This window comes from Bradyrhizobium sp. SYSU BS000235 (genome assembly GCF_049747295.1).
GTDB lineage: Bacteria > Pseudomonadota > Alphaproteobacteria > Rhizobiales > Xanthobacteraceae > Afipia.
The window spans coordinates 5,009,767-5,029,859 of sequence record NZ_JBMHJM010000001.1 but is presented as its reverse complement, the minus strand read 5'-3'; the positions used below and the strand labels follow the sequence as shown (position 1 = coordinate 5,029,859).

Below are 20,093 nucleotides of genomic sequence, written 5' to 3'. Positions count from 1 at the left end.
GCAGATAAATTTCGTCAGGCCCGCATCCGCAACTGGAGCATGGGCAGCACATCGTACCGGGCGCCGATGCCGGCCTTGATCATGGGGTCGTCGGAAACAGTTGCCTGCACATCCTCGGCGTTCTGATCATCGTTCGCAACGAACAGCGACATGCCCCAGCCGCCGGACGGATCAGCCACCGGTCCATGCGCAACAAGATTTCCTTTGTCCAACAAGGCCTGCAGGAACTCCCCGTGCTCCTTCATGAGTGACTTCTGATCCGGCGTCATGGTCCTGATGAAATCAGGTGCAGGCGGAACGAAACGGCACAGGAAATACTTCATCGGACGCAACCATGCTGACTTAGGACAAATGAAAGTTGCCCGCCGCATTGCCGGGCGAGGATGTCTAGGTCGTTAAAATGGCGGAGCCGTGACAGAGAATGGTAGGCGGTGAGAGATTCGAACTCCCGACCCTCTCGGTGTAAACGAGATGCTCTAACCAGCTGAGCTAACCGCCCTCTCTGGCGCTCTATTTGCCCTGCAATGGCTGCCGATGCAAGCCGTTCGGCCAAAACATAACTGAACCTTCCGCAATAAAGATGCGTCAAACCGGAACAGACATCGCGCTGCGAACGGGTTCTTCGAGTAGGCCGCTCAAAAGCATTTCGCCAGACAAACAAAAACGGCGCCCGAAGGCGCCGTTTCCGTTCAATCCTTTGTCCGCGTCAGTGCGCGGTCAGACCTGAGGCCTCGTCCGACGTGTCGGACTTGGTCGGAACAGAGGTGTCCTCTTCCCAGACGATCGGTGTCGGAGCCCGCACCAATGCCTTGGACAGAACCTCGTCCATCCGCGAGACCGGGATGATCTCCAGTCCGCCCTTGATGGCGTCGGAAATCTCCGTCAGGTCCTTGGCGTTGTCCTCAGGGATGAAGACCGTCTTGATACCGCCACGGGCAGCAGCAAGCAGCTTCTCCTTCAGACCGCCAATCGGCAGCACGCGGCCCCGCAGCGTGATCTCGCCTGTCATGGCGACATCATGCCGGATCGGAATGCCCGTCAGGACCGAGACGATGGTGGTTGCCATCGCGACACCGGCCGAAGGGCCATCCTTCGGCGTCGCGCCTTCCGGCACGTGCACGTGGATGTCACGACGATCGAACAACGGCGGCTCGATGCCGTAGGTGATCGCCCGTGAGCGGACGTAAGACGCAGCAGCCGAGATCGACTCCTTCATCACGTCGCGCAGGTTGCCCGTCACCGTCATGCGGCCCTTGCCGGGCATCATGACGCTTTCAATGGTGAGCAACTCGCCGCCGACATCCGTCCACGCCAGACCGGTCACGACACCGACCTGATCATCGCTCTCGATCTCGCCGTAGCGATACTTCGGCACGCCGAGGAATTCCTCGAGGACTTCCTCGGTGACCTTCACCGACTTCTTCTTCGAGATCATCAACTCCTTCACCGCCTTGCGGGCCAGCGTCGAGAGTTCACGCTCGAGGTTACGCACACCTGCTTCGCGGGTGTAGCGGCGGATCATCAGCAACAACGCGTCGTCATCGATCGAGAACTCTTTCGAGTTCAAACCGTGCTTGGAGATCGCCGTCGGGATGAGATGCTTGCGCGCAATCTCGACCTTTTCGTTCTCCGTGTAGCCGGCGATCCGGATGATCTCCATGCGGTCCATCAACGGCCCGGGAATATTCAGCGTATTCGCGGTGGTGATGAACATCACGTTCGACAGATCGTAGTCGATCTCCAGATAGTGATCGTTGAACGTCGCGTTCTGCTCAGGGTCGAGAACCTCGAGCAAAGCCGACGACGGATCGCCGCGGAAATCGGACCCCATCTTGTCGATCTCGTCGAGCAGGAACAGCGGATTCGAAGTCTTCGCTTTCCGCATCGACTGGATGATCTTGCCGGGCATCGAGCCGATATAGGTGCGGCGGTGACCACGGATCTCCGCTTCGTCACGCACACCACCCAGCGACACGCGCACGAACTCACGTCCGGTCGCCTTCGCGATCGACTTGCCAAGCGAGGTCTTGCCGACGCCCGGAGGGCCGACGAGACACAGAATCGGACCGGTCAACTTGTTGGCGCGGGACTGCACGGCGAGATACTCGACGATGCGGTCCTTGACCTTCTCAAGCCCGTAGTGATCGCTGTCGAGAACTTCCTGCGCGGCAACGAGGTCCTTCTTGACCTTGGACTTCTTGCCCCATGGGATCGACAACAGCCAATCGAGATAGTTGCGCACGACCGTTGCCTCGGCGGACATCGGAGACATCTGCCGCAGCTTCTTCAACTCGTGCTGAGCCTTCTCGCGAGCTTCCTTCGAGAGCTTGGTCTTGGCGATCTTCTCTTCCAGATCGGCCAACTCGTCGCGACCTTCGTCGTCGCCGAGCTCCTTCTGGATCGCCTTCATCTGCTCGTTGAGATAGTACTCGCGCTGGGTCTTCTCCATCTGGCGCTTGACGCGCGAGCGGATCTTCTTCTCGACCTGCAGCACGGAGATCTCGCTCTCCATCAAGCCCATCACCTTCTCAAGGCGCTGGGAGACGGACAACGTTTCCAGGATCGTCTGACGATCGGAGATCTTCACCGCGAGATGCGAGGCAACCGTATCCGCCAGCTTGGCAAAATCCGTGATCTGCTGAACGACGCCCACCACTTCGGCGGAAATCTTCTTGTTCAGCTTCACATAGCTTTCGAAGTCGGAGATGACCGAACGCGACAAGGCTTCCGCCTCGACGCTGGTGGCATCGACGTCGGCAAGCGCCACCGCGCTGGCTTCATAGAAATCAGTCCGATCGGAATACTTGCCGGCCTTCGCGCGCTCCAAGCCCTCGACCAGCACTTTGACGGTGCCGTCAGGCAGCTTCAGGAGCTGCAACACGCTGGCGAGCGTGCCGATCTCGTAAATTGAATCCGGCGTCGGATCGTCATCGGACGCATTCTTCTGCGTCGCGAGGAAAATCAGCGCATCGTTCTTCATCACCTCTTCGAGCGCCTTGATCGATTTCTCGCGGCCGACGAACAGCGGCACAATCATATGCGGGAAAACGACGATGTCGCGAAGCGGCAGCACCGGGTAGGAATGGCTTTCGCCGTGAACGATGGTTGGACGAGGCTTTGAGGCAGTCATGCCCATTTTCCTTATGTTGCGCCCCCTTGCACGCAGTCCGCCGTTCAGACGCAACCGCCACAAGGTGCCGTGTGTGCCGGAAAAGAAAGAGCTCCCGGGTAGGTTTGTTGCGAATCTCGAAAACCCAAGCTCCGCAGCCTGACATTAGGTGGCTATGGCGTGGCGGGGTGTCAAGTAAACGAGAAACCCCAATGAATGAAGGGTTATTCCACCCACAACTTCCTCAAAAAACAAAAGGCCGCCGGTTGATCCGGCAGCCTTTTGAACGGAACCTATGGGCCTCCAGGACCTGCAATCAGGCGCTGGCGCTGGTTTCTGAAGCGCGGTCAGACCGATCCGCATAAATATACAGCGGACGGGCCGTCGCCTCGACGACTTCGCGGGAAATCACGACCTCTTCCACGCCTTCAAGGCCAGGAAGATCGAACATGGTCTCCAGCAGGATGCTTTCAAGGATCGAACGCAACCCACGCGCGCCGGTCTTGCGCTCGATGGCCTTGCGGGCCACCGCGCCAAGTGCCTCGTCGGCGAATGTCAGCTCGATGTTCTCCATTTCGAACAGACGCTGGTACTGTTTCACCAGCGCATTCTTCGGCTCGACCAGGATCTTCTTGAGTGAAGCCTCATCGAGGTCCTCAAGCGTTGCAACCACAGGCAGACGTCCCACGAATTCCGGGATCAGGCCGTACTTCAACAGATCCTCCGGCTCGACTTCGCGGAAGATTTCGCCGGTGCGCCGATCTTCGGGAGCGAGCACGCTGGCCGCAAAGCCGATCGACGTGGTCCGGCCGCGCGAGGAGATGATCTTCTCGAGACCTGAAAACGCACCGCCGCAGATGAAGAGGATGTTGGTCGTATCCACCTGCAGGAATTCCTGCTGCGGATGTTTGCGTCCACCCTGCGGAGGAACCGAAGCAACGGTGCCTTCCATGATCTTCAGCAGGGCCTGCTGCACGCCCTCACCCGACACGTCGCGTGTGATCGACGGATTGTCGGACTTGCGCGAGATCTTGTCGATTTCGTCGATGTAGACGATGCCGCGCTGCGCACGCTCGACATTGTAGTCGGCCGCCTGCAGCAGCTTCAGAATGATGTTCTCGACGTCTTCACCGACGTAGCCCGCTTCAGTGAGCGTCGTCGCGTCCGCCATCGTGAACGGCACATCGAGGATACGCGCGAGCGTCTGCGCGAGCAGCGTCTTACCCGAACCGGTCGGACCGATCAGCAGGATATTCGACTTCGCGAGCTCAACGTCGTTGTGCTTGGTCTGGTGGTTGAGGCGCTTGTAATGATTGTGAACCGCGACCGAGAGCACCTTCTTGGCGTGCTGCTGACCGATCACGTAATCATCAAGAACCTTGCAGATTTCCTTTGGCGTAGGAATGCCGTCGCGCGACTTCACCAGCGAGGATTTGTTTTCCTCGCGAATGATGTCCATGCACAATTCAACGCATTCATCGCAGATGAAGACCGTCGGGCCCGCGATCAGTTTGCGGACTTCGTGCTGGCTCTTCCCGCAGAACGAGCAATAAAGAGTATTCTTGGAATCGCTCGTGCCCACCTTGCTCATTCCTGTCTCCGTCCGCCGCAGATCTCAATCTTGGGATTGCCCCATCCCGGCACACGCCGGCAATGACGTGTAGATAGGAGCAAAAACCATACCAGAAAAGACCCGTCACTCCAGTTGTCGTCCGAATCGCAGGCCTGCCGAATCCCGCGATCATCGAAACTTACATAGCTTAGCCAATCATGGTGCCATCCGACTATCAAGAATTCGCTAATCGCCGGGACATTAAACTTCAGGATATGAGCCTGATTTCGTGCATTTTCACGGCCAGACCCTGGCGAATTCATTGCAGCGTTGCGAGAATGACACGTGTTCCCTGCCCTCGGAACTCTTGATTAACCCTTTAGTCGATGTCGGGAGCCCGCGTCCCTCTTGTCCGTCATGTAGTGGAGCGATGGGCCTTTGCCATTACACTTCCGGACCATACCCGGTGCGAACCACCGGTCCTGGGTAATGCGCACACAGCGCCGAAGTTGCCCGTCGCCGACAAGTCGTCTCAGCATGGGAGCCGCGATGAGGTCCGCAGCGCGCGCTATCGATATCCACTCATGGAACGATCTTCAGCGTGAAACTTGTCGCTGCCGTGCGCCCGTCCGAATCCTTGAGATCGATACGCAACACGTGATTACCGGGCGGCAGCACAGCATTCGGCATATCGATGCCCGTCGGCTGTGTGAATGGTTTCACGCGAGGCGTGAGATCCACCGTTGGATTCTTCACATAGGTCACCTTCAGGCTTTCGGTATCGATCCTGGCCCCTCCGAACGACTGAAACTTCACGCGGAAATGAATGGGAGAATGCGCCGCATTGCCATCCGCGAGGTATTCGATGCGCGGCCCGCGCGTAATTCCACGCGTTTTCTCCGATGACTCTTTAACCGGAGGCAGTTTGGCTTCGTCGTCGGTGATCAAAACATCGTTGGCGTAGGCGAGAGCTGACATCGTGAACATGAATCCGGCGACCAAAACCAGACCGCCCGCACGCAAAATTCCCATTTTTGAAATCTCCTGCCCCGCAACGAGGCAGATATAGCACAGCGCGTTCCCATCGAGACAAGGCGTGTCCGTAACCGCGCGGATGGTCCCATATTACCGTGACCGACGATCAATCACCCGACGGAAATAAAAAAGCGAACGCCGATCCGGCGTTCGCTTTAAACATTCACGTATCAGCAGAGTTTTTAAGGCGCCTTTGGCGCCGCTTCCTCAGCTCGCTTGTCGATCACCTTGTCGACGAGGCCAAACTCCTTCGCCATCTCGGCGGTCAGGAACTTGTCGCGCTCAAGTGCATCTTCGATCGCCTTGTAGGGCTGACCGGTGTGCTTGACGTAGATCTCGTTGAGACGCTTCTTCAGGTTCAGGATTTCCTGAGCGTGCAACATGATGTCAGTTGCCTGCCCCTGGAAACCACCGGAGGGCTGGTGGACCATGATGCGCGAATTCGGCAGCGAGAAGCGCATGTCCTTTTCACCGGCCGCAAGCAGAAGCGAGCCCATCGACGCCGCCTGACCGGTGCACAGTGTCGAGACCGGCGGACGGATGAACTGCATCGTATCGTAGATTGCGAGACCCGATGTCACCACGCCGCCAGGCGAGTTGATGTACATCGAGATTTCCTTCTTCGGATTTTCGGCCTCGAGGAACAACAGCTGTGCGACGATAAGGGTCGACATGCCGTCTTCGACCGGACCGGTCACGAAGATGATGCGCTCTTTCAAAAGGCGCGAAAAGATATCGTAAGCCCGCTCGCCGCGGTTGGTCTGCTCGACCACCATCGGCACGAGGTTCATGTAGGTTTCAACGGGATCGCGCATTTATCACCTGAAGGTTGGCGGAAACGAACGCCTTGTGATGCAAAACGTGTGGGCACTACAGATATGCGCCGATGGCCCGGCCACAAGACCGGTCAACCCGATCCAGCAAGGCCTCGAAGCGGCACCAGTTGAAGCTGATTCGATCTGGCCCGGAAAGCGAAGCGGTACATCCGCTTCGCTCATTTGGATCGTATCGTTAACGCGGAATCAAGATCAGGCAGCCGTCTTGTCGTCCTCTTCCTTCATCAGGTCTTCGCGTGTGACCTGCTTCTCGGTCACTTTGGCGAGTTCGAGGATGAAGTCGACGACCTTGTCTTCGTAGATCGGCGCACGGAGCTGGGCGAGCGCTTGCGGGTTGTTGCGATAGAAGTCCCAGACTTCCTTTTCGCGGCCCGGCGACTGACGCGCACGATCGATCAAAGCGCGGCTCACCTCGTCATCCGTCACGGAGATCTTGTTCTTCTCTCCGATCTCGGAGAGCACGAGGCCCAGGCGGACGCGGCGATCGGCGATCTTGTGATACTCTTCCTTCGCGGCTTCCTCGGTGGTGTCCTCATCGGCGAATGTCTTGCCGGTGGAATCCATCTCGGCCTTGATCGAGTTCCACATCAGGTTGAACTCTTCCTCGACCAGCGACGGCGGCGCATCGAAGCGATGCGTCTCGTCGAGACGATCAAGCAGGATGCGCTTCACGCGCTGGCGTGACGCGCCGTTGAACTCGATCACGAGCCGCTCGCGCATCGCTTCCTTCAGCTTGTCGAGGGATTCCATGCCGAGGGTCTTGGCGAATTCGTCATCGACCTTTGACTCCTGCGGCGCCTCGATGAGGCTCGCGGTGGTCTCGAACTCGGCATCCTTGCCCGCGAGATTCGGAGCGGCGTAGTTCTTCGGGAACGACGCCTTCACGGTACGGGTCTCGCCGGAAGCAATACCGATCAGCTGATCTTCAAAGCCCGGGATGAACGTGCCCGAGCCGATCACGACCTGGATGCCCTCGCCGGTGCCGCCATCGAACGCCACGCCGTCGATGGTGCCCTTGAACGCCACGGTGACGCGGTCACCGGACTCGGCCTTCGCGCCCTCGCCCTTGTCCGCATAGGGACGGCTCTGGTCAGCGATGCGCTTCAGCGCTTCATCCACGTCAGCGTCGGTCACTGCCGCGACAGGCTTCTCGACGTCGAAAGTCTTGAAATCGGCAAGTTCAATCGGCGGCACGACTTCAATCGCGACCGAATAGTTGAGATCGGACTTGCCTTCGAGGATCGCTTCGATCTCCGTCGCTTCCGTCGGCATGGTGACCTTCGGCTCCGACGCCAGGCGGAAGCCGCGGTCAGAGAAGATCCCTGCGTTGGTGTCGCGAATCAATTGCTCGACGGTTTCAGCAGCCACCGAACGGCCGTAGACCTTCTTAAGATGCGCGACGGGGACCTTGCCGGGACGAAATCCGTTCAAGCGAACCTTGTCTTTCATATCGACAAGACGAGCATCGACCTTGGCATCGATATCGGATGCTGGAACGCTGACCTGAAATTCGTGCTTTAATCCCTCGGAGAGGGTTTCTGTGACCTGCATGGCGTCAATCTTCTTCCGGTCTGGCCCGGCCGGCGGCCGGGTCGTTGTCAATGTGTTGGACGATGCCGTTCAGCATACGCCTGTGGTGCGGCGGAAGCGTCCCGGCAATGGCACGCGCCCTCCAAAATCTTTTGCGCAAACGAAGATCGCGCTGGTGCGGGCGGAGGGACTCGAACCCCCACAACTTTCGTCACTGGAACCTAAACCCAGCGCGTCTACCAGTTCCGCCACGCCCGCGCAGCGCTCATCGTCAGGCGGCACAGCCGCGAGCGGCGGGCTTATAGCATGGGGCGGCCGGTTCGCAGCAAAAAAATGGCTTTTGCAACGCGATCTTAGAGCGCAGCGACCAGGTGTCCCGCTGGACATCCTAATTGGAAAATGATCGGCATAAAGCATGACAAATCAGCCGTTTTTGGTTCCGAGACGAGGGGTCCTGGCCGGATTGGGCGGCCTCGTCATCACGGCGGGGCTGCGGTTTCCCGCCGCCGCCCAGGGCCGTCCGTCTGTTTCGCTGCGGCTTCGCCCCGAAACGGCGAAGCTCGCGCCGAATCTCCCCGACAGCCCGATCTGGGCATTTGATGCAGGAACGCCGAACACACCCCTACGGTTCAGGAGAGGCGACGAACTTCAGGTGACTTTTGCGAACGACCTTCCCGTCCCGGCAGCGCTGAACTGGGCCGGCATCGACGGCGTGCAGGCGGCAACGCCGCTGGTGGCCCAAGGCCCGGTCCCGGCCGGCGGGCGTGCCAGCCTGACCATCCCGCTGCGCCATGCCGGTACGTTTCTGGTGGAGCCCCGGCTGCTCGGGGACGGCAAGGAGCGGCCGTCACCGGCCTGCGCCCTGATCGTGGATGAGGCCGAGAAGGTCGCGGTCGATCGCGACGAGGTGCTGCTGATCGAGGATTGGCGCGTCAAAGGCGATGGGCGCGCTGTCGCGCCCGGGACGTCAGCTCAGGACACCACCGTGACCTACACCGTGAACGGTCGTCCGACCCTGGACCTCACCGCGAAGGTGAACGAACGGCTGCGCCTGCGGCTCATCAACGGTTGCCCGCGTGCTCCGATCGGCCTCAAGGTTGAGAACCAGGACGTGCGCGTCCTGGCCATCGATGGCCAGCCGGCTGAACCGTTCTCCGCACGGGACGGTCAGGTGGTGCTGCCGCCAAGCTCGCGTGTCGATATCTTTATCGACGTGATGGGCACGCCGGGCACCAGTTCATCGATCATCCTTCACGACGGAACAGCCACGAAACCCATTGCCAAGTTTACCATTTCGAAGGACGCCCCACTTCGTCCGGCGCGGCTGCCGGCGGCAGGACCGCTGCCGTCCAACGGCCTGCCCGACCGCATCGCCCTTCAGGGAGCAACGCGCGCGGACGTGTCGCTCGATCCCAAAGCGTCATGGACCACGCCGGCCGAGTTTGCGGCGACGTCAACGCCCGCCTGCCGGATCAAGCGAGGGCGCACCGGGGTCCTGGCCATCAGCAATCCGACATCCGCACCGGTGACCTTCCGCCTGCAGGGCCATCACTTCCGTCTGCTCGATCGCCTCGACGATGGCTGGAAGCCGTTCTGGCTGGATACACTGCTGGTGACGCCCGGTCAGACCCAGCGCATCGCCTTTGCCGCCGAGCATGGCGGCAAGTGGCTGATGGAAGCGATCCCGATCGACTGGGCCGCCCCGCGCCTCGTTCGCTGGTACGCGGTGGACTAACCTCAGTAAGCGATATCGAGTTCGTCGTAGAGATTGCGGAACACGGCAGGCAAAGCGTCAGGAAGGTCTTCCGCAATCAGTCCGGGACCAAACTCCTGGGCCGCTTCGCCATGCATCCATGCGCCGATGCAGGCGGCCTCGAACGCCGGCACGCCTTGCGCCAGCATGCCCGCAATCATTCCGGCCAGCACGTCGCCGGCGCCAGCAGTTGCGAGCCACGGCGGCGCGTTGGCCGTGATGGCGGCACGGCCATCGGGCGATGCCACCACCGTGTCCGCACCTTTCAGCAGGACAACGCCGCCGGACTCCTGCGCGGCAAAGCGGGCCCGCTCAAGCTTCGTGGAACATCCTTCCGGCAAAGACTTGAACAGGCGCGCAAACTCGCCCTCGTGGGGCGTGAGCACGATCTGCGGATCGTCGCTCTGTTTGATCACCCGGAAAAGAGAATCCGGATCATCGGCAAAGCTCGTCAGAGCATCGGCATCGAGCACCGCCGAGCGGCCTACCCCGACGACCGCCTCCACAAACGCGCGGGTGCGCCCGCCGACCCCGGCGCCCGGCCCGATCACGCAGGCATTGAGGCGCTTGTCGGCGAGATAGTCCCTGAATTGCTCCGGCGTATCGACGGCGCGGACCATGACGGCAGTCAAAGCCGTCGCATTGACCGCCAGCGCGTCACGGGGCGACACCAGCGTGACCAGTCCCGCTCCGGCGCGCAGCGCGCCGCGCGCGGCAAGCCGTGCCGCACCGGTCGAGGCCAGATCGCCGGACATCACCACCGCATGACCGCGCGCATATTTGTGGCCATCGATCTGCGGGACGGGGAAGACGTCGGCCCACAGGTCCGGAATGTTCTCGAAAATCCGCGGCGCGATGTCATCGAGCACGTCGTCCGCGATTCCGATGTCTGCGACATGGATCTCGCCGCAGTGGACCCGTCCCGGCAGCAGCAGGTGTCCCGGCTTGCGGCGGAAGAACGTCACCGTGGCCGAGGCCTGCACGGCCATACCCATGACCTCTCCAGTGTCGCCGTTGACGCCGCTCGGCAGATCAACACTGAGGATCGGAACGCCACTTGCGTTCATTGCCTCTATCATCACGTGAGGATCGCCTTTCACGGGACGGTTGAGACCTGCACCAAACAGCGCATCGACGACCAGCGCGGGCGAGCCTATCGCGGCGGGAACACATGGCAGGACTGGACCCTTCCATTGCTTAGCCGCAAGCGCAGCGTCGCCCTTCAACGTCGTCCGGTCACAGAGCAGGATCACGGAGACTTCACGCCCGCGCGCCGCCAGTTCGGTCGCCGCAACGAAGCCATCGCCGCCATTGTTGCCGCGACCGGCGACCACCAGGATTGGCCCCGCCTCGGCAAGCACATCGGCCACCTCGGCAACAGCCCGCCCGGCTTGTTCCATCAATGCAAAACCGCTGGTGCCCTTCGCGATCGTCGCCTGATCGGCCCGCTGCATTTCGTCGACTGTCAGGACTTCCATGCCGATTACCTGTTCGTTCCGCCTCATCCTGAGGCAATTTATCTGCCTATCTTTTGTTCAATTGCCTACTTTGTAGCCTGGCGATTTCTGCCGGATCTCATCAAAGATCTCGACTTCTGCCATTAATAACCTGACAACGTTCACCAATTGCACCACCTCGAAAACTGGCATGGACCCTGCTTTTAGGGCGCTGACATGGACGCGCTGTGACGACCAACGCAATTAGGGCACACACCGCGATCATCCTCTTTGGCGGCGATTGACCTGTTGAGAAATCACATCGAGACGTTAATCGCCTAGACGACACCACTTGAGCCGCGCATCAACGCGCAAACGGAAGTAAAAGTGCAGCCAGCCGCATTCGAAGTGCCGGGAGACGTTCAGTGAAAAAAATCGAGGCCATCATCAAGCCATTCAAGCTCGACGAGGTAAAGGAAGCGCTCCAGGAAGTCGGAATCCAAGGCATCACCGTGACCGAGGCGAAGGGCTTTGGTCGCCAGAAGGGCCATGCCGAGCTCTATCGCGGCGCGGAATACATTGTGGACTTCCTTCCCAAGGTGAAGATCGAGATCGTTGTCGGTGACGACATTATTGAAAAAGCCATCGATGCCATCCGGCGCGCCGCCCAGACGGGCCGCATCGGTGACGGTAAAATCTTTGTCTCGAATATCGAGGAAGCCATCCGCATCAGAACCGGGGAGTCCGGGCTCGACGCCATTTAACCAGTGACCGCTTTTCGCCTTGCCTGACCAATTGCGGCGAGAACATCGACCACGAACGACCAACGACCAGACCTAACGACCAGACCTAGAAGACATAAGGGGTATTCATGAAGACTGCTAAGGACGTCCTCAAATCCATCAAGGACAACGACGTAAAGTACGTCGACCTGCGTTTCACCGATCCGCGCGGCAAGTGGCAGCACGTCACCTTCGACGTGTCGATGATCGACGAGGACATCTTCGCCGAAGGCACCATGTTCGACGGTTCGTCGATTGCCGGCTGGAAGGCGATCAATGAATCCGACATGACGCTGATGCCCGATCCGACCACGGCGACGATCGACCCGTTCTTCGCTGAGACCACCATGGTCATCGTGTGCGACATTCTCGAGCCGAGCACCGGCGAGCCCTACAACCGCGATCCGCGCGGTATCGCCAAGAAGGCCGAAGCCATGGTGAAGTCCATGGGCGTGGGCGATACGGTTTTCGTCGGCCCCGAGGCGGAATTCTTCGTGTTCGACGACGTGCGCTTCCAGACCACCCCTTACAACACCGGCTTCAAGCTCGACTCGTCGGAACTGCCGACCAACTCGGACACCGAGTATGAGGGCGGCAACCTCGGCCACCGTATCCGTAACAAGGGCGGCTATTTCCCCGTGCCTCCGCAGGACTCGGTGCAGGACATGCGCTCGGAAATGCTCGGCGCAATGGCCCGCATGGGCGTCAAGGTCGAGAAGCACCACCACGAGGTGGCTTCCGCCCAGCACGAGCTTGGCATGAAGTTCGACACCCTGACCCACATGGCCGACCAGATGCAGGTCTATAAGTACTGCATCCATCAGGTCGCGCACATTTACGGCAAGACCGCCACCTTCATGCCGAAGCCGGTTTACGGCGACAACGGCTCGGGCATGCACGTGCACCAGTCGATCTGGAAGGACGGCAAGCCGACCTTCGCCGGCAACAAGTATGCCGACCTCTCCGAGTCCTGCCTCCACTACATCGGCGGCATCATCAAGCACGCCAAGGCCATCAACGCCTTCACCAACCCGTCGACGAACTCCTACAAGCGTCTCGTTCCGGGCTACGAAGCGCCGGTGCTGCTCGCCTACTCCGCGCGCAACCGCTCGGCCTCCTGCCGCATCCCCTACACCACGAACCCGAAGGCCAAGCGCGTCGAGGTCCGCTTCCCCGACCCGATGGCCAATCCGTACCTTGCGTTCGCCGCGATGCTGATGGCCGGCCTCGATGGCATCAAGAACAAGATCGATCCAGGTCCGGCGATGGACAAGGACCTCTACGATCTTCCGAAGGAAGAGCTGAAGACCATCCCGACCGTTTGCGGCTCGCTCCGTGAAGCGCTCGAAAACCTCGACAAGGATCGCGCCTTCCTCAAGGCCGGCGGCGTGTTCGACGACGACTTCATCGACAGCTTCATCGAGCTGAAGATGACGGAAGTCGAGCGGTTCGAAATGACCCCGCATCCGGTCGAGTTCGAAATGTACTACTCGCTCTGATGTCCCCGCGCCTGATGACGCATTGCATCGAAACCATCAAAGGCGTCCCTCACGGGACGCCTTTTTTGTTGATCCGTACCCTGACGACCGCCTCAGATTCCGCCACGAGGCGAGGCGGTCTCGGGGACTCGCGCCATGACCTCTCTTGATCCCGCCCGGTCTTTCGGGAAAGAGTGCTCCATCGCCGTTAGCGACAGGGGCCTATTGTGACACTTCCCGAGAACCGAATTCAGACCCGCAGCGATCTGGCATGGTCGATCACCGTGGGCGGCATCGGCGTGGTGGCTTTTGCAGCCTTCCTGGTCTTCGCCTGGTACTTCGCCGCGACGCTGTTTCTGATCTTTTCCGGCATCCTGCTGGGCGTCGCTCTCAACGCCATGACCCATCTGCTGCAGCGGGTGATCGGCGGCCCCCATCCCCTGCGGTTGGCGCTTGTTTGCGTCATCCTCGCCGGCCTTCTCGGCGGTGTCGTTTTCCTTGGCGGATCCACCATCGCACAGCAGGCGAATGTCCTGAGCAACACGCTCAAATCGCAGTTGGTCAACGTCAAAGCCTTCCTTGAGAAACACGGCGTCGACACCAGCTACCTCGAGCTTGGCAGCACTACGCCGGCCCCGGCCAACGCAACCACGACATCGTCGGATACGGCCGCGCCGGCCTCCTCCCTGGCGCCACGCAACCTTCCGAGCGCGGGGGCGCTGGCCTCCAGCGGCGGCGCCATCGTCAGCCAGACGCTCAAATTGCTGCTCGGCACCGTCAGCGCCGTCGGCAATTTCTTTATCGTCCTGTTTCTGGGTCTTACATTCGCCGCTCAGCCGAGCGTCTACAGAAAGGGGCTGCTGCACATGGCCCCTGTGCGTCACCGCGCCAATGTCACCGCCGTGGTGGACCGGATCGGGGATACGTTGGAGCGCTGGCTGATCGCCCAGATGATCACCATGGCCGCGGTCTTTCTGGTGACCTGGATCGGCCTCTCGGTGATCGGCATCCAGAGCTCATTCATTCTGGGCATTCAGGCCGGCCTGCTCGCCTTTATCCCCACGGTCGGCGCGCTGATCGGCGGTTTGATCATCGTACTGGCGAGCCTTGCCTCCGGCTGGGTCGCCGCAGCAAGCGCCTTCGTTCTATTTCTCGGCGTCCACGCGCTTGAGAGCTATATCCTGACGCCGATCATCCAGCGGCAGGCGCTCGATATCCCGCCCGCAACGCTGTTCGCGTTCCAGATTTTGCTCGGCGTGGTGTTCGGTCTGTGGGGATTGGCGCTCGCGCTCCCCCTCATGGCGATCGTCAAGGTCATCATCGACTTTGCGCGCCAGGAAGAAGAGAAGCCGCAGGAATTCAAGGTGGCTTGAGCCATCGGGAATACCGGCTACCACCTAACCAACAAGTGCTGGAAAACGAAAAGGCGCCCATATTGGGCGCCTTTCTTGAACGGGCGTCTGACAAGCTTTTAGAAATTGACCGTGGTGTTGGTGTGCTCGACTTCGGGGGGCGATGCGAAGAAAGGCCCGACGAGTGCGCGCCACTCGGTGAAATTCGCCGACTCGCGAAAATCGACCGTGTGGTTTTCCAGCGTTTCCCACTTGATGTGCAGCCGGTAGCGCGACGGCTTCTCGATCGAGCGATGCAGCTCGAAGCTCTTCCAACCCTTGCAACGCTTGAAGATCGGTTCAGCCTTGACGATGGCGGCCTCGAAATCCTTCTCGCTGCCCGGCTTGATCTCGATCTGTGCAATTTCGGTGATCATGGTGTTTCCGCCTTTTCTAAGTGTGAAAAGGCTCTAGCGCAAAAGCATGCACAGGAAAAGACAAAGGGCGTCGAAGCGCCCTGCTCATAACGCATGCTGGCCGCCGGTTCAGACCAGAGCCATCAGCAATAGTCCTGATAAAATGAAGACGCCACCGACCAATGCCACCGGCTGCCAGTCGAATGGCGCCTGATAACGGCCTTCAGCACGCCGTGCTGCGATCAAGGCGCTCTCGTATTCATCGGACGTGGAGAACATGCAGGCGAACCCTGCACGAGCCGTGGCGGCAGCCGCTTCAAGAGCGCTGATCTCAGTCTTTGAATCGTGAATGCGTGTAGTGGACATGCTTGGATGCTATGGCCCGAATGGTAAACAGATGGTTAGCGAACGTGGATGCACATTTTCTTTTGCGTGTTTTCCGAAGGGTCTGCGCTTAAAGCAGTGCCGCAATATCTGCGCTAACGCTTCAACGCCGCAATCCGCACACCGGTCGGCGTTGACTGATACCGATTGCGGAATGTGTGATTGAAGTGAGACACGTCGCCGAATCCCGATTCGAATGCGGTGGCGCTGACGTTGTGGTCCGCGAACCTCGGATCCGTCAGAAGCTGATGTGCGTACTCGAGCTTTCAACCGAGCACATAGTCGGTGAATGTCGTGCTCTCGTCGGCGAACAATTCGCGGATGTATCTGGCGGAAATTCCGTGACGCGCGGCAATGGTGTTGATCGTCAATTGGCGACTGCGCAGGTTGGCTGCGATATCCGACTTGATGGCACGCATGCGGGCCGCTCGAACGCTGACTTTGCGAAGTTGGGAATCGCTCCCAACCGCTATTACGAAGACATCAGAAAATCCGATGAGTGGATCATCCAGAAGAAGGAGAACAAGGAGACACTCAATGGCTGGGAGCAATCCGGATACCGCTTTATCGGGTCGACAACCAACAATCTCCTTGTTGTGGTCACGAGCTATAATGGCGGTGGTTCCGGAACCTTCTACACCTTGCACGTCCTTGATCTCGCGCCGGGCAAGGCCTTCGACTCGGAAGGAAAGGTTTACGACCGCCTCAACCTGACCACCGTGCGTGACGTGTCTCTGGGAGACCGTTGGCAGGGTGACGTCAAGATCTCCGGAAACTCGATTGAAGTCCTAACAGCGAAAAGCGGTCCGGCAGATAGCAGCGGCAAGGTATCGACAGAGACGATCGAAGCGCGACGGCCATGAGACCTAGACGACCTGCTTCGCTGCCGACGGCGTGCCAAGCGTCTTCACAAGCAACTGCAATGCCTTGCCCAGCTCTGCTCGGTTGCGGGCTGCACCAAGGCAAACGCGAACCGCATGCGGCGGACGCTGATCCACGGCAAACGCCTCGCTGCTGACGACCGCCAGTCCCTGCCGAAACAATTCGCTGACGAAATCCAGCCTGTTCCACTGGCTGGGCAAGGGCAGCCACAAATGATGCCCCTTCGGATGGGCTGCGAAAGAATAACCTTTCAGAATTCGCGCCGCGAGTTGCTGGCGCCCAATCGCTTCGTTCCGGATCGCGGTGATGATCTGATCCGCGGTACCAGTGCGCAGCCAGTCCATCACGAGAGCGCTCATGAGAGGCGGCGCCATCTGCGTGGTCGCTTGCAGGCTATGCCGGAGCAACTGCGTGGCCGACATATCAGGCGCCAAAAGAAACGAAACCCGAAGTGCCGGCGCGATGCATTTCGAGAGGCTGATGGTGAGAAACGTTTGCTCAGGTAACAGTTCCGCCAGCAACGGCAAGGACGGATCAAGCGCACCATACGCGTCGTCTTCGATCAGAAACGTACCGGCCTTGCGCAGAACATCGGCAACATCCTTCCGGCGCTGTCGTCCCATGGTCGCGGTCGCCGGGTTATGCATCGTCGGCGTAAGATACACGGCCTTTGGCTTGTGCTGCTTGCAGGCCTTCGACAGTGCATCGGGCGAGATGCCCTGCTCGTCCATCGCAACGCCCATGAGGCGAATGCCGAGCTTTTCTGCGGCGGATTTAATGCCCGGAAAGGTCAGTGCCTCCGTAAGAACCACGTCGCCTGGAGAGACGAAGGACAGCAGAATATTGAAGATGGCCGACTGGCTGCCGGGATAGATGACGATCTGCTCGGACGGGACATTCGACATCCGCGCACGCAACCAGTTCGCAACGGCCTGCTGATCTTCTTCGCTTCCGCCCGGCTGCTGGTAATTGAGAAATGAGGATATCCCGGCGTGCCTGTGTATGGATGCCAGTCCGCGTTCGATCCGCACATCCAGGCTGGCCTCGACCGGCTGCGGCGGCACATTCATCGACAAATCGATTTTGACCGCGAGCGGAACGTCCACCGTTGCGCGGGTCGTGGTCTCGGACACGAACGTGCCCTGCCCCACACGCGCATCGATAAAGCCACGGTGACGCGCATCACTGTAAGCCCGGGTGACAGTCGTCAAATCGATCCCAAGTGCCTGCGCCAAAGCGCGATGCGTCGGCAATTGCTGCCCGCGCCGGAGGCGGCCACTTGCGATATCGGCTTCGATGGCATCGGCAATCTGCCGGTACACGGGGCCGGCCTCGTCTGAAATTGTAGGGACCCAATCCATGCAATTCCCCGACTTTCCTTTGATGTTTCCATACAAACAACTATTGTATGGACATCACACAGTCAAGGAGGCCAGACATGAACGGCCAGGATCGCGTTTCCCTTTCTCAAGCTCTATGGCGCGGCTTTCTCTGCAAGTGCCCCAACTGCGGAAAGGGACATCTGTTCGGGAAATTCCTGAAGGTCGCGGACCACTGCGAGGTGTGCAACGAAGAGTTCCATCATCACCAGGCCGATGATTTCCCGGCCTATCTCGTGATCGTCGTGGTGGGGCACATCATTGTGCCGCTGATCCTCGCCGTTGAGACGGCTTACGCACCGCCCTACTGGCTGCAATTCGCGATGTGGCTGCCGTTGACCCTGTTCAGTTCACTGGCGCTTCTGCAACCGACCAAAGGCATGGTGGTCGGATTTCAATGGCAAACAGGAATGCACGGTTTCGAAGCTGCAAAACTGCGGCGGCTGAAGGAAGCGGCGACCGGAGCCGCTGCAAATAATCCGGTTCCTTGCCTGACGCACTGATCCCGGCAACAGGATAAAACACTATCCCGCACCGCGAGCGGAGAAGGGCCGGCCTCAGTCAGGCGGCCCTTTTTTGTTTGCGCGATTACGACGCCATGGAATAGCTCTGCGGCGACCGCGCCGACTTCAGACCATCGCGGATCTCGGCAGCGATATCCGCCCGTGACTGCCCCCGCGTCAGCATGTCCTTGGCCTTGATCTCGGAGACCACCCGCCCCGGCTTCCCGAACACCAGGATACGCTCCGCCAACTCGGCCGCTTCCGTCACCGAGTGGGTGATGAAGATCGTGGTCTTCTTCTCCTCCCCGATCAAGCTGAGCAGATCGCTCCGCAACGCAGCCGCCGTGATCTCGTCGAGCGCGGAGAATGCTTCGTCCGCCAGAAGCAACGGCGGATTGAGCGCGAACGTCCGCGCGATCGACACGCGCTGCCGCATGCCGCCCGAAAGCTGATGCGGATGGGAGTTCATGAAACGAGAGAGTCCCACGCGGTCAAGCCAGAAGCGGGCCTTCTCCAGCCTTTCGGCCTTCGGAACATGCAGAATTTCCAGACCGAAGGCGACGTTGTCCAGTGCGGATCGCCATGGGAGCAGCCGGTCGTTCTGGAAGATGATGCCGACCCGGCCCTTCAGCGACTGAAACTGCGCAAACGGATCGTTGCCGAGAACACGGACCGATCCACTGCTCGGTTCCTGCAATCCCAGCAGCAGGGACAGCGCGGTGGATTTGCCACATCCGGTTTCGCCGACGATGGCAACCACTTCTCCAGCCTGCACGTCGAAGTTCAGATTCGAACAGGCCGTGAATGGAGCGCCATCTCTCTGGAAGGTCTTCGTGACCCCTGAAAACGCGACAACGGGTTGTTCGGTCATCACGCAACCTCACTTTTCGGACGCCATGACAAGAGCTGACTCTCAACGAAGCTGATAATGCCCTGATAGACGAACAGCACTGCAACCAGGCTCAGCGTCCATGCGACAGCACCCGCCATGTCGAAAACGGACTGCGCTTGAAGAAGCTGGAATCCGACCCCGACTGTCGATCCGATCAACTCCGCGATCACCGCCACGCGAACGCCGTTACCAAGATTGACCGTCCACGCGCTCATGATCTCAGGCACGATCGCCGGAAAAATGATCTTGGTGAAGCTTTGCAGCCGGCTCGCGCGGAACGCTTGTCCGAGATGAATGAGATCCAGATTGACAGACTGAACAGCGCTATCGACATACAACGCAAACGCCGGAAGCGTGCCGATCAACAGAATGAAGGCAATGCGGACCTCGACCTGAGCGAACCAGATGACGGCGAACACCACCCATGACAGCGCCGGTACGCCCTGGATCATATGGAGCAGCGGACGCGCGTAGGTCCGCACGCCCTTGAAGAGCCCCATCATCACGCCGAGCATCGTTCCCAGGACGAATGCAAGGAGAAGCGAAACCAGCACGCGGATCGAGGTGACGAGCAAGCTGACCAGGTTCGACCATTGCGAAAAGATCTTCCAGATCGCTTCGCCAATGTCTCCGAGAGGAGGAACGATCGCCGGCGAAAAGAAGTAGGTCGAGATCTGCCAGAGAACCGCAACGCCGATCAGGTCGACGATGATCGGCTGATGCTCCCTGATCCGTTGCCAGAGCGATCGGCCGGCGCGCGGCTTAACCGGCGGCGCCACGCTCTCTCCAGTCATA

General features: G+C 59.8%; 19 protein-coding genes, 2 tRNA genes and 1 pseudogene. 6 read left to right on the top strand and 16 right to left on the bottom strand.

Annotated elements, in window-relative coordinates:
* Positions 1-14: 14 nt before the first annotated feature.
* The 8 genes from ACP0KA_RS23710 to ACP0KA_RS23675 form a co-directional block, all read right to left on the bottom strand.
* Entirely contained in the window at positions 15-323 is a 309-nt protein-coding gene (locus ACP0KA_RS23710) for a YciI family protein (protein ID WP_424631156.1), read from the bottom strand.
* 99 nt (positions 324-422) lie between these two features.
* Positions 423-499, bottom strand: a tRNA-Val gene (locus ACP0KA_RS23705).
* A gap of 207 nt (positions 500-706) precedes the next feature.
* Positions 707-3,130, bottom strand: coding sequence for an endopeptidase La (gene lon / locus ACP0KA_RS23700; protein WP_424631155.1), 2,424 nt, complete (start codon positions 3,128-3,130; stop codon positions 707-709).
* Positions 3,131-3,425: 295 nt separating this feature from the next.
* Positions 3,426-4,700 (bottom strand): ATP-dependent Clp protease ATP-binding subunit ClpX, encoded by a 1,275-nt coding sequence (clpX, locus tag ACP0KA_RS23695; protein WP_424631154.1) that lies wholly within the window; start codon positions 4,698-4,700, stop codon positions 3,426-3,428.
* A 543-nt stretch (positions 4,701-5,243) separates the two neighbouring features.
* Entirely contained in the window at positions 5,244-5,693 is a 450-nt protein-coding gene (locus ACP0KA_RS23690) for a hypothetical protein (protein WP_424631153.1), read from the bottom strand.
* A 185-nt stretch (positions 5,694-5,878) separates the two neighbouring features.
* Positions 5,879-6,511 (bottom strand): ATP-dependent Clp protease proteolytic subunit, encoded by a 633-nt coding sequence (locus tag ACP0KA_RS23685; RefSeq protein WP_424631152.1) that lies wholly within the window; start codon positions 6,509-6,511, stop codon positions 5,879-5,881.
* Between the two features lie 213 nt (positions 6,512-6,724).
* On the bottom strand, positions 6,725-8,083 hold the full coding sequence (gene tig, locus ACP0KA_RS23680) for a trigger factor (RefSeq protein WP_424631151.1): 1,359 nt from the start codon (positions 8,081-8,083) through the stop codon (positions 6,725-6,727).
* 152 nt (positions 8,084-8,235) lie between these two features.
* Positions 8,236-8,320: transfer RNA gene (locus tag ACP0KA_RS23675), tRNA-Leu, on the bottom strand.
* 157 nt (positions 8,321-8,477) lie between these two features.
* Between ACP0KA_RS23675 and ACP0KA_RS23670 the strand changes: the two genes are divergently transcribed.
* A complete protein-coding gene (locus ACP0KA_RS23670) occupies positions 8,478-9,797 on the top strand; it encodes a multicopper oxidase family protein (protein ID WP_424631150.1) in 1,320 nt (439 codons plus the stop codon).
* Positions 9,798-9,799: 2 nt separating this feature from the next.
* On the opposite strand, the gene ACP0KA_RS23665 is transcribed toward ACP0KA_RS23670, so the two are convergent.
* The gene (locus ACP0KA_RS23665) at positions 9,800-11,293 is read right to left on the bottom strand and encodes an NAD(P)H-hydrate dehydratase (RefSeq protein WP_424631149.1); all 1,494 of its coding nucleotides are present in this window, start codon (positions 11,291-11,293) and stop codon (positions 9,800-9,802) included.
* Positions 11,294-11,676: 383 nt separating this feature from the next.
* Between ACP0KA_RS23665 and ACP0KA_RS23660 the strand changes: the two genes are divergently transcribed.
* The 3 genes from ACP0KA_RS23660 to ACP0KA_RS23650 all read left to right on the top strand — a co-directional run bounded on the left by ACP0KA_RS23660 (position 11,677) and on the right by ACP0KA_RS23650 (position 14,884).
* Positions 11,677-12,015: a P-II family nitrogen regulator gene (locus ACP0KA_RS23660; RefSeq protein ID WP_424631148.1), complete on the top strand. Its 339-nt coding sequence runs from the start codon at positions 11,677-11,679 to the stop codon at positions 12,013-12,015.
* A 107-nt stretch (positions 12,016-12,122) separates the two neighbouring features.
* Positions 12,123-13,532 (top strand): type I glutamate--ammonia ligase, encoded by a 1,410-nt coding sequence (gene glnA / locus ACP0KA_RS23655; RefSeq protein ID WP_424631147.1) that lies wholly within the window; start codon positions 12,123-12,125, stop codon positions 13,530-13,532.
* Between the two features lie 206 nt (positions 13,533-13,738).
* Complete coding sequence (locus tag ACP0KA_RS23650) at positions 13,739-14,884, top strand: AI-2E family transporter (protein ID WP_424631146.1); 1,146 nt, start codon at positions 13,739-13,741, stop codon at positions 14,882-14,884.
* 98 nt (positions 14,885-14,982) lie between these two features.
* On the opposite strand, the gene ACP0KA_RS23645 is transcribed toward ACP0KA_RS23650, so the two are convergent.
* The 4 genes and pseudogenes from ACP0KA_RS23645 to ACP0KA_RS23630 all read right to left on the bottom strand — a co-directional run bounded on the left by ACP0KA_RS23645 (position 14,983) and on the right by ACP0KA_RS23630 (position 16,061).
* A complete protein-coding gene (locus ACP0KA_RS23645; RefSeq protein ID WP_424631145.1) occupies positions 14,983-15,279 on the bottom strand; it encodes an antibiotic biosynthesis monooxygenase family protein in 297 nt (98 codons plus the stop codon).
* 108 nt (positions 15,280-15,387) lie between these two features.
* Positions 15,388-15,624, bottom strand: a complete 237-nt coding sequence (locus ACP0KA_RS23640; RefSeq protein ID WP_424631144.1) for a hypothetical protein — start codon at positions 15,622-15,624, stop codon at positions 15,388-15,390.
* 113 nt (positions 15,625-15,737) lie between these two features.
* Positions 15,738-15,893: pseudogene (locus ACP0KA_RS23635) on the bottom strand (helix-turn-helix domain-containing protein); the annotation flags it as partial.
* 15 nt (positions 15,894-15,908) lie between these two features.
* Positions 15,909-16,061, bottom strand: coding sequence for a hypothetical protein (locus ACP0KA_RS23630; protein WP_424631143.1), 153 nt, complete (start codon positions 16,059-16,061; stop codon positions 15,909-15,911).
* A 30-nt stretch (positions 16,062-16,091) separates the two neighbouring features.
* On the opposite strand from ACP0KA_RS23630, the gene ACP0KA_RS23625 reads away from it, so the two are divergent.
* Complete coding sequence (locus ACP0KA_RS23625; RefSeq protein ID WP_424631142.1) at positions 16,092-16,505, top strand: hypothetical protein; 414 nt, start codon at positions 16,092-16,094, stop codon at positions 16,503-16,505.
* Between the two features lie 3 nt (positions 16,506-16,508).
* Here ACP0KA_RS23625 and ACP0KA_RS23620 read toward each other — a convergent pair whose 3' ends face one another.
* Entirely contained in the window at positions 16,509-17,885 is a 1,377-nt protein-coding gene (locus ACP0KA_RS23620; RefSeq protein WP_424631141.1) for a PLP-dependent aminotransferase family protein, read from the bottom strand.
* A gap of 47 nt (positions 17,886-17,932) precedes the next feature.
* Between ACP0KA_RS23620 and ACP0KA_RS23615 the strand changes: the two genes are divergently transcribed.
* Positions 17,933-18,406 carry a DUF983 domain-containing protein gene (locus tag ACP0KA_RS23615; protein WP_424631140.1) on the top strand — a complete coding sequence of 158 codons (474 nt, stop codon included), beginning with the start codon at positions 17,933-17,935 and terminating at the stop codon, positions 18,404-18,406.
* 85 nt (positions 18,407-18,491) lie between these two features.
* Here the strand turns inward: ACP0KA_RS23615 and ACP0KA_RS23610 are convergent, their stop codons facing one another.
* Positions 18,492-19,277: an ABC transporter ATP-binding protein gene (locus ACP0KA_RS23610; RefSeq protein ID WP_424631139.1), complete on the bottom strand. Its 786-nt coding sequence runs from the start codon at positions 19,275-19,277 to the stop codon at positions 18,492-18,494.
* Positions 19,277-20,092, bottom strand: a complete 816-nt coding sequence (locus ACP0KA_RS23605) for an ABC transporter permease (RefSeq protein ID WP_424631138.1) — start codon at positions 20,090-20,092, stop codon at positions 19,277-19,279. Before ACP0KA_RS23605 ends, ACP0KA_RS23610 begins: the two co-directional genes overlap by 1 nt.
* Position 20,093 lies beyond the last annotated feature (1 nt).

Excerpts from the sequence above, each read along its gene's own strand:
- ACP0KA_RS23710 (WP_424631156.1), bottom strand. The coding sequence starts at position 323 with ATGAAGTATTTCCTGTGCCGTTTCGTTCCGCCTGCACCTGATTTCATC.
- lon (WP_424631155.1), bottom strand. The coding sequence starts at position 3,130 with ATGACTGCCTCAAAGCCTCGTCCAACCATCGTTCACGGCGAAAGCCAT.
- clpX (WP_424631154.1), bottom strand. The coding sequence starts at position 4,700 with ATGAGCAAGGTGGGCACGAGCGATTCCAAGAATACTCTTTATTGCTCG.
- ACP0KA_RS23690 (WP_424631153.1), bottom strand. The coding sequence starts at position 5,693 with ATGGGAATTTTGCGTGCGGGCGGTCTGGTTTTGGTCGCCGGATTCATG.
- ACP0KA_RS23685 (WP_424631152.1), bottom strand. The coding sequence starts at position 6,511 with ATGCGCGATCCCGTTGAAACCTACATGAACCTCGTGCCGATGGTGGTC.
- tig (WP_424631151.1), bottom strand. The coding sequence starts at position 8,083 with ATGCAGGTCACAGAAACCCTCTCCGAGGGATTAAAGCACGAATTTCAG.
- ACP0KA_RS23670 (WP_424631150.1), top strand. The coding sequence starts at position 8,478 with ATGACAAATCAGCCGTTTTTGGTTCCGAGACGAGGGGTCCTGGCCGGA.
- ACP0KA_RS23665 (WP_424631149.1), bottom strand. The coding sequence starts at position 11,293 with ATGGAAGTCCTGACAGTCGACGAAATGCAGCGGGCCGATCAGGCGACG.
- glnA (WP_424631147.1), top strand. The coding sequence starts at position 12,123 with ATGAAGACTGCTAAGGACGTCCTCAAATCCATCAAGGACAACGACGTA.
- ACP0KA_RS23645 (WP_424631145.1), bottom strand. The coding sequence starts at position 15,279 with ATGATCACCGAAATTGCACAGATCGAGATCAAGCCGGGCAGCGAGAAG.
- ACP0KA_RS23640 (WP_424631144.1), bottom strand. The coding sequence starts at position 15,624 with ATGTCCACTACACGCATTCACGATTCAAAGACTGAGATCAGCGCTCTT.
- ACP0KA_RS23630 (WP_424631143.1), bottom strand. The coding sequence starts at position 16,061 with ATGCGTGCCATCAAGTCGGATATCGCAGCCAACCTGCGCAGTCGCCAA.
- ACP0KA_RS23620 (WP_424631141.1), bottom strand. The coding sequence starts at position 17,885 with ATGGATTGGGTCCCTACAATTTCAGACGAGGCCGGCCCCGTGTACCGG.
- ACP0KA_RS23615 (WP_424631140.1), top strand. The coding sequence starts at position 17,933 with ATGGACATCACACAGTCAAGGAGGCCAGACATGAACGGCCAGGATCGC.
- ACP0KA_RS23610 (WP_424631139.1), bottom strand. The coding sequence starts at position 19,277 with ATGACCGAACAACCCGTTGTCGCGTTTTCAGGGGTCACGAAGACCTTC.
- ACP0KA_RS23605 (WP_424631138.1), bottom strand. The coding sequence starts at position 20,092 with ATGACTGGAGAGAGCGTGGCGCCGCCGGTTAAGCCGCGCGCCGGCCGA.